This window comes from Streptomyces sp. M-16, from assembly GCF_052114405.1.
GTDB lineage: Bacteria > Actinomycetota > Actinomycetes > Streptomycetales > Streptomycetaceae > Streptomyces.
The window spans coordinates 1-8,730 of record NZ_JBFRER010000191.1 but is presented as its reverse complement, the minus strand read 5'-3'; the positions used below and the strand labels follow the sequence as shown (position 1 = coordinate 8,730).

Below are 8,730 nucleotides of genomic sequence, written 5' to 3'. Positions count from 1 at the left end.
GAAGACGTGCGTGAACCACTCACGCAGGAGCAGAGGGGATCCAGGGCGGCGGGTGAAACACCCGTGCCGCCCGGCGACTCATCCAGTTCTACCGACGCCCCGACCCCCTGGCAAAGACCCCACCTACTACCGACCCTCGCAGCGGGAGGTCCGACGCCACGGCGGGGTCGGGAGGGTCCGTGCAGGCCGCAGCCGCTCCCAGACGCCGACGCCGACCCCGTGGACCCCTACTACCCCGGATCGTGTGTGACGTGGGCCCTATGGGCCGAGTCACCACGGGGACCCCCGAACCTCACCCGACGTGACCACTCGTACCCGTGTCAGGTGCCCTCCGGGGCGTCGTCGGCCGGCGGCAGCGTGCCGTGGCCCGTGGCCCGTGCGGGGAGCGAGCGTCGGCCCTGTGCCGGCGCCCTGCCCGTTCCGTACGCTGGGCGGCATGCGCATGCGCCCCACGCTGAGCTGGACACCGGCCGCGGACCTGCCGCCCGGCACCGAGGATCCACGGCCCGTCGCCGCCGCCCTGCGAGCGGGCGGGGTGCTGGTCCTGAGCGGAGCGGGCCTGTCGACGGAGTCGGGCATCCCCGACTACCGGAGTGAAGGGGGGAGCCTGCGCCGGCACACCCCGATGACGTACCAGGCGTTCACCGGCTCCGCCCAGGCCCGGCGGCGGTACTGGGCGCGCAGTCATCTCGGCTGGCGCACGTTCGGCCGCGCCCGGCCGAACACCGGGCACCGGGCCGTGGCAGCGTTCGGACGCCTGGGTCTGCTCTCGGGGGTGATCACGCAGAACGTCGACGGCCTTCACCAGGCGGCCGGCAGCGAGGGCGTGGTGGAACTCCACGGGAGCCTGGGCCGGGTCGTCTGCCTTTCCTGTGGCGCCTCCGGCTCGCGCCGGGAACTCGCCGAACGGCTGGAGGAGGCCAATGCCGGCTTCGAGCCCGTGGCCGCCGCGATGAACCCGGACGGTGACGCCGACCTCACCGACGAACAGGTCGGGGACTTCCGGGTGGTGCCCTGCGCGGCGTGCGGCGGTGTCCTCAAGCCCGACGTCGTGTTCTTCGGCGAAGGCGTGCCCCCGGCGCGCGTCGAGCACTGCCGCACGCTCGTCCGCGAGGCGACCTCGCTCCTCGTGCTGGGTTCCTCGCTGACGGTGATGTCCGGCCTCCGGTTCGTCCGCCAGGCCGCCGAAGCCGGCAAGCCGGTGCTGATCGTCAACCGGGATCCGACGCGGGGCGACCGGCATGCGCTCACCCGGGTCGGCCTCCCGTTGGGCGCCGCCCTCACGACTGTGGCCGACCTGCTGGACGTATCCCTCGACGGGCCGCCGAGGTCCTGAGCAGCCGCGCGCGGGACGGCCCCGCCGTGGCCTCCGCACGGGCGCCGTTGGTTCAGGGTCCCGGCGTCCGTGGGTGCCGTGCGACGGAGTGCACACGGCCCGGAGCGCGTGGAAGCACTTCCCTCCCCCACCGCGCTACGTGCGCCCCCTGAGCGTTGCGCACGCCGGTACGGGCGGTCGGACCTGCGCCTTTGTTGCCTTCCGCGTGGCCTCGGCACGACTACGGCACCGCTACGGCCGGACAGCAGCGGTGGGACCCACCCCGTTCCGGCGCCGAGTTGGCCGAATTCCTGCCGTGCCGCGCCGGCACCCCTACCGTGTAAGCCTGTTGGCCGCGGGCCTGGCGAGGGGGATGCGGCATGTCCACGTGGAACGGCATCGGTACGAAGTACCTGGGATTCAGCCACAGGCAGCCCGACGGCAGCCACCACGCCACCGAGTGGTTCGTGATCAGCTACATGCCCGTCGTACCGCTGCGGCGGTACCGACTGGTGGTGGGAGCCACCCAGTATGCGCCGGGCGCCGTGGGAGGCGGTACGTCGACCACCGCCTATGGCGTCCTCGGACGTTCGCCCGTACGCGTGCGCGACGTCCTGGCCACCTACCTGATCTGGTGGGTGGCCGGTCCCGCCCTGGTCCTCGGCCCGTTCTTCCTCATGGCCCGGGTGGCCCCGGACGCCGGCCGGGGATCGGCCTTCTGGAGCGCAGTGATCGTCATCGGCGCGCTCGTGTGGGTCGTGGGCCTGCCGCTGCTGCTCATCTCCCGGTCCCGGCGGTGGCGCGGCCTGCCCTGAGTTTCGTGGGCATGCCGACGCGCACCGCCTCGCCGCGCCTCCGGCGCGCGTGGCGCCGGGTCAGGGCTGCCGGCAGTTGTGGAAGCGGCCGGAACGGATGTGCCCGAAGGCTGCCGGGAGTTGGGCGATGCCCCGTCCGGGAAGGACGGTCAGGCTCCGGCCCTCGTAGCCGGGCTCGTGGTAGACGGTGACGCACCTGCCCCACTGCGCGCCGTCGCCGACCTTGCGGGTGGTGGCGCCGTCCCACACCGACGCCCCGTCGTTGAACCCCACGCACGAGGATCACCGCCGCTCTCCGGGCGTCCGCCGGGCGGGTGAGGGACTGCCGCCCGCTTCCATCGCACCTCCCCTCCGTGGAGAGCGCACCTCGGACCGCGCGACGGCCGGAGCCGTGCGCGCCGATGGGCACGATCCGGATGCCGGGGGCGGGGCCCTGCGGCGAAGCGGGCGGGACGCCGGAGCAGAAGGCGCCGGTCGGAGCGGACCGCCCTGCGGCCCCGGCACAATCCCTTGGTGGTACCGGGAACGCCCCGGCTAGCATCCGACGGTGATCACGCCCGCAGACAAACCCTTCCGCGACGCGGTCCGTCGAGCCGACGTCCGCTGGCTGTCCGGCCACATCGACGCACGGCTCTGCCCCTCGGCCGTCTTCGGGCCCCTGATCCGGCGCGGGGATCCGGACGTGCGGCACCTGGGGCTGATCCTGCTGGCCGAGCGCGTCGCGTCGGTCCGGGCGGGCGACGCGCCGGGGATGGCCGAACTCGCGGAGCTGCTGCCGACCTCCGTGGAGGGGCCGCCGGAGGCGGCGCTCGTCCTGGCGCGGCTCTACGAACGACTGGCGCCGTATCTCCGGGAACCCCGCACACCCGCGTGGCGTTCGGCCGGGCTGCCCGCACGGGTGCGGATCGCCTGGCTGCGCGCCGAGCTGCTGAACGAGCCCACGGCGCTCCGGAAGGAAGCTCCGGGCGAACTGCTGTACCAGGCCGTGCGGGAGACGACCGTCACCCGCGCGCACCGGCCGGAACAGCTCGTGGACGAGCTGGTGGACAGCGGTGACCCGGTGCTGCAGGCCGCGGCGCTGCGACTGGCCCGGGAGGGGCTGCACGCCGGTCTGCTGGCCCCCGTACTGGTGCGCGGCCATCTGATCGGCCTCCTCGGCGCGGGCAGCGCGGACGTCGCCGCCGCCGCGCTGGACGAACTCGGTGAGCCGTGGGCCGCGTTGGCCCCCTTGCCGCTCGGGTGCCTGTCTCCCTTCCTGGCGGCCGATTCGGTGGTCGCACGGCCCGCGGCAGCCGACGCCGCGCTCACGGCCGCGGCCCGCCACGGGCACGCCGGGCTGCTGTGGCAGGTCGTCGAGGATCCGGATCTGCCGCCGGGGCTCCGCAGGCGCGGGATGGAGCTGCTCGGTGACCTGGCGGCCCGGGGTGACATCAGCGCGTTGACGGCCGTCGCCGCACGGGATCCGTTGCTGTTCGGCGGGCCCGCGATGACCTGTCTGCGGGGGCTCCACCGGCGTGGGCACTTCGCCGACGCCGCGCAGGTCCCGTCCGTCCTCGGCCTGGCACTCGCCGATCACACGATCGCCCCCGCCGAGGTGGCGACGATCCTGTTCACCTGTCGGCAGGAGATGTTCCGCGCACTGGTGGATGCGCCCGCCGAAGATCCGTGCCGGCCTCGGCGGATCGCGCTGTTGGTCGCCCTGGCCGGACAGGGGGCGGGGGAACTTCCCATCGGCGACGCGATCACACGGGCGCTTCCCTCGGCCCCCGCCCCGGGGCCGCTCCTCGACGCGATCCGGGCGTTGCGGCACACGGATGCCGAAGAAGCCGTGATCGCCCTCCTGCCGTCGGCGCCCGCTGCGGCCCTGGCCGCTCTGGAGGCCATCGGCGGGCACCGGACGACGGCCGTGCTGAGGCGAGGACTCGGTCTCGCAGCGGCCCCTGACCCGGCATCGGCCACCGCCCCCACCTCCTCCTCCCCCGGGGAGAGCGCGGGCGTGATCGCACCGCACCTGCGTGCCGTGCGCGACCGCGCCCTTGAGGTGCTGTGGCACCTGACCCAGGATCCGGCCCAGCGGCGCGACGTCCTCGACCGTCTCGATCCCGCCGATCTGCCCCCTCGCATCGCCGTGGATCTGGGCGGCCCGGACGAGCGGGAACTGGCCCTCCTGAGTTCCCACCTGGACCCCGGCCGGCCGGTGGCCGCACTGCGCAGGCTGGCCGCCCACGGGGGCGCCGGCTCGCTGCCGGTCATCGCCGACCTGCTCCTGCGCGTCGTGGCCGAGCTGGCGGGGTCCCACGAGCCGGGCGGAACCGCCCCGCGTTCCGACGGCGGCCGGCCCGCCGGGGAGCCCGTGGTGCCCGGGGAGGTCCTGGAGGCCGTGCACGGCCTGGGCCGTCGCCTCCACGAGCGGGGACGGATCAGGCCCTCCTGCCTGCTCGACGCGGCCACCGCGGAGGAGGCCGGACACGCGCTCGTGGCGACCATGGCGCTGGACCTGCTGGACCGGCCCGGACTGTCGGCCGCCGAGCAGGCGATCCTGCTCGAAGTGCTGCTCCGTGCTCCCTACGCGGGCACCCGTGCGCGGGTGCACCGCCTGCTGCGGCACCGCGACCGGCACGTGCGCAAGCACGTGATCGCGCTGCTCGCCCGCGACGCCACCGGGGACGACGCGCAGGCGCTGTCGGCGACCTTGATCGCGCTGACCGCGGCCCAGGACGTCCAGACCGTACGGCAGGCGCTCCTGGCGCTCGGTCACGCGCGGGCGCGCTGGGCCTCCCCCACGATCGCCGCGTGCCTCGGCCATCCGAACATGAACGTCAAGAAGACCGCCGCCGAGGTCCTGGTCGGCGCGGGCACGCCGCTGGCCGTACCGGCAATGCTCCACTGGCTCGGGCGCCACGACAATCCGGGCCTGCGCGGCACGCTCGTCGAGGCACTGCGCGGCGTCCTCGGCGACGCCTACCCGGCCACCGTCCTCGCCGCCGCCGAACACAGCGAGGACGCCCGTACCCGCGAGCTCCTGCTGGAAGGCCTCGACCGCACGCTGTCGGCGCGCTCGGTCCTCGCACTGGACGGCCAGTCGTCACGGGTCGCACCGACGCTCCTCACCCTGCTGGCGACCGGCCGGATCCGCCTCGCCTCCGGTACGGCCTGGGACCTGTCGACGGCCATGGCCCACCACGGGATCACCCCGCCCGCCGTACCGCCGCCGACGGTGGACACCGGGGCGGAGCACGACGTCAGGAAGCTGACGGAGCAGGGATGGGACCCGTCCGTGGCGCTGCGCCTCGCCGCGAGGCCCGAACTGCCGGACCCCACCCGGCTGCGGGCGCTGCGGCCCATGCTGGCGGACTGGCTCCGCCTGGCCGGCCGCGAACCCGCCGTCCGGGCGCGTCTCGTCCTGCGGCTCACGCTGCGGCTCTGCCCCGCGCCGTGGACGGCCGGGGAACTGACGGCCTTCGGCCGGTCCACGAACGTCCTCCTCGACGGACTCTCCGGACTCGCCCGAGCCGCCCGAGCCGCGGATCCGGCGGGACCCGCCGGACCCGACGCGGCCTCGGCCCGAGACCGCGACGACCTCATCGCGGTGCTCGAAGCGGTCGCGCCGCGCCTCGCGGCGGCCGGGAGGGCAGCCGTCGCCCGCACGGTGCGCGCGCTGCCCCCCGCGCCCGCGGGAAGCCGGTCCACCCTGACGCTGCTGCGCGCCCTGGGCGCGGTGCTGGTCCGTGCCGACCTGGATCAGGCGCTCGCCTCGGCCCGGCTGGGGGCCGGCCCCTGGGAGGCGGAGGCCGCCGTGCTGCGTGAGGCCTTCGCCGCCCCGCACCACTCCCCCTCGGCCACCGCGGGGGCAGGGCGGTGGCGAGCCGCGCTCGACGCGGCGGTGCGCTCGCCGAAGGCACGTGAGGAACTGCGCCGGCTCCGCGAACGGCAGGACGGCGTCCCGGGCTCCCGGGAACGCCTGGACGCCCTGATCGACGCCTACCCCGGCGCCGACCCCGAGGTGCGCGCCGCGCTCGTCGACTGGATGACGGACGTCCAGCCCCTCGACGCGCCCTCGTGGACCATCGCCGAGACCGCCCGCGCCGCGGCGCCGGGACCGCGGACCGTGCACGTCGACGACCTCGACCAGCCCCGTTCGACCGCGCTGCGGGAGCGTCTGCTGGCCATGCTGGCGGCCCCCGCTCCCGACCGCCGGCGCGCCGCCGCCCTGGCGCTCGCGAAGTGGCCCGAGCCCGAGGCCCCGCTCGCCGTGCTCCGCGCGTACCTGCGGGGCCGCGTTGACGTACGCGTCGATGCCGTCCCGGCCCGCGCGCTGACCGCCATCGGCGAGGCGGAACTGCGCGCGGACGGGGTCCTGCACGACCGGGTGGCCCTCGTGGCGGCCCGGCTCGACGCGTGCGAGCTGGAACCGCTGGTCCCGCTGCTGCTCGAATGGTGGGAGCACGACCCGCCGGGCGGCAGTTCCGCAGCCGGGCGGGCGCTGCGCGCTGTCCCCGCCGACGTACTGGCGGAGCACCTCGGCGAGCGCCTCGACGCCGGGGCGTGGGGGTTCCTCGACCTGCTCCACGGACGCTCCGTGCTGCGCACCCCCGCGCTGACCCGGGCCCGTCGCCGGCTGCGTGCCGAAGGGCGCGACGACCAAGCCGACCGGCTGCTGCTCGTCGAAGGTCCGCTGCGCCGCCCGGACGCGGCGGAACGGGACGCCGCCGCGCTGGCGGTGCTGCGGCACCGTGCCCCGGCCGCTCCGGCGCAAGCGTCGGCGCCGCCGTCGCGACAGGAGCTGCTGGACCTGGCCCGCAGCGGCGAACCGGCACGGGTACGCCAGGCGCTCACGTGGCTGGCCGCGGGACACCGCGGTCCGGACGCGGACCGGGACCCCGGACTGCGGGAGCTGCTCGCCGAGCTGCTGCGCCATCCCAGGCCCGGGGTCCGTCTGCACGCCCACCGGACCTCGCGGGCCATGCTGGACCGCCCGGCCCACCTGCACCACACGTCGATGCTGCTGGACGACCCCCAGCCGGACCTGGTGCGCACGGCGATCCGGACGCTCTGCCACGCGGCCTGGGCCCCCGCGGCCCCCGCGATGACCGGTTTGCTGGAGCACCCCCATCCCGCCGTCCGCAAGGCCGCGGCCGAGGGGCTCGTGGGAATGGGTACGGCGGCGGTCCCCGCCCTCCGGCACGCCGCCGTGCACGCCCGACCGGACAAGCGGTCCCTGTACACGGTGGTTCTCGAACGGATCGAGACCGCCGGAGCCGGGTAGTTCCGTCACGGCCGGCGGTTCATCGCTCCGCCGTCGGCCCCGCGCTCGACTCGGCGTCCGGTGTCATCGGGCCGGTCCGTACGTGCCCCCGCGTGCGGCGCCAGTACCAGCGGGTCGCCGCCAACAGGGCCGCACCGTATCCGGAGAAGGCCGTGTACCCGATCCACCCGACCAGCAGGGTGTCGTCGGCCGAGCCGAAGCTCCCGGTCGGGATGTCGACCACACCCGTCTGGGCCAGCGCCAGGTACCCCAGCCCCAGCAGCCCGTACGGCACCAGCGTGGCCGTCCCGATCAGCGCCGGGGTCAGCGGCAGCCACCGCGGCAGGCGCAGGCCCCACGGCCGGATCAGGCAGAACAGCAGCAGGATCCCGGCGAGGGCCATCACTACGGTGGCGTCCAGCCCCCACCGTTCCAGGGTCAGCCACACCCCCGAGGCCCCGTTGCGCTCGGACTCCGCCAGCACCTCGGCCCCGCTCACCCCCGCGAAGGTGCCGCCCAGGGCCCAGTGGAGCTTCATCGCGATGTACGGCAGGAAGGTCGCCACCCCGACGTACGGGATCCATCGCCCCGGCGGTCCCGGCCGGGCCGCCACGGCCGCGTCCCGCCTCGCACCGGCGGCCACGGCGGCAGCGCCCGTGAGCAGTGCTCCCACCAGGCCCAGCGCGTGTGTCACCGCCCCCGTCACGCTGTCCACGCCCTGCCCGAACAGCAGCGCGAGCACGTCCATCAGCAGCGTGCAGCCGGCCGTCACGGACAGCCCGCAGGCCGCCCACAGCAGTAAGCGCGCTCGCGCCGCGAGCCCCGCTCCCGCCGCTGCCGCCGCCGCCGCGAGGGCCCACACGGCAACCGGCGGCCGGGCCTCGAACAGCCCGGCCCCGATCGCGAGGGCACCCGCAGCACCCGCCCACCAGCCACAGGCCACCGGTACCTTCGGCGTCAGCGTCTTCGAAGTCATGGCACGAGCCTCGCCTCCGGAGGCCGGCCCGCACATCACTTCCCGGGTTGATCCCGCTCCCCCGCCCGGGGGAGGAAGCGGGTCGGGCCGGAGCACCGCAGACCGGACAGGACAGGAATCGCAGCCGGTTGCGCGGGTATGCGAAAACGCCCGGCGGGGTGGTCCCTGCCGGGCGTTTTCGGATGTCCGCGGCCCGCGGCCTGCTGTCCGCTGTCGGCCGTCCACCGGTGGTTTAGTACCAGTGGTTGTTCTGCCAGAAGTTCCAGGCGCCGACGGGGCTGCCGTAGCGGGAGTTCATGTAGTCCAGGCCCCACTTGATCTGGGTGGCCGGGTTGGACTTCCAGTCCGAGCCCGCCGAGGCCATCTTCGAGGCCGAGGC

At 75.3% G+C, this 8,730-nt stretch carries 5 protein-coding genes and 1 pseudogene; 3 read left to right on the top strand and 3 right to left on the bottom strand.

Translation table 11 applies throughout. The annotated features are described in order from the left end of the window. Positions 1–436 precede the first annotated feature (436 nt). Both AB4039_RS40100 and AB4039_RS40095 read left to right on the top strand, forming a co-directional pair. Positions 437–1,336 (top strand): NAD-dependent protein deacetylase, encoded by a 900-nt coding sequence (locus AB4039_RS40100; protein ID WP_442273091.1) that lies wholly within the window; start codon positions 437–439, stop codon positions 1,334–1,336. Between the two features lie 359 nt (positions 1,337–1,695). Beyond that, a complete protein-coding gene (locus AB4039_RS40095; protein WP_266844677.1) occupies positions 1,696–2,130 on the top strand; it encodes a hypothetical protein in 435 nt (144 codons plus the stop codon). A 60-nt stretch (positions 2,131–2,190) separates the two neighbouring features. Here AB4039_RS40095 and AB4039_RS40090 read toward each other — a convergent pair whose 3' ends face one another. Beyond that, positions 2,191–2,403 carry a hypothetical protein gene (locus AB4039_RS40090; RefSeq protein ID WP_266844678.1) on the bottom strand — a complete coding sequence of 71 codons (213 nt, stop codon included), beginning with the start codon at positions 2,401–2,403 and terminating at the stop codon, positions 2,191–2,193. A gap of 274 nt (positions 2,404–2,677) precedes the next feature. Here AB4039_RS40090 and AB4039_RS40085 point away from each other — a divergent pair, with 274 nt between their 5' ends. Beyond that, positions 2,678–7,396, top strand: a complete 4,719-nt coding sequence (locus tag AB4039_RS40085; protein ID WP_442273090.1) for a HEAT repeat domain-containing protein — start codon at positions 2,678–2,680, stop codon at positions 7,394–7,396. Positions 7,397–7,415: 19 nt separating this feature from the next. Here AB4039_RS40085 and AB4039_RS40080 read toward each other — a convergent pair whose 3' ends face one another. Further along, entirely contained in the window at positions 7,416–8,351 is a 936-nt protein-coding gene (locus tag AB4039_RS40080; protein WP_442273089.1) for a hypothetical protein, read from the bottom strand. 232 nt (positions 8,352–8,583) lie between these two features. Further along, positions 8,584–8,730: pseudogene (locus AB4039_RS40075) on the bottom strand (lytic transglycosylase domain-containing protein); the annotation flags it as partial.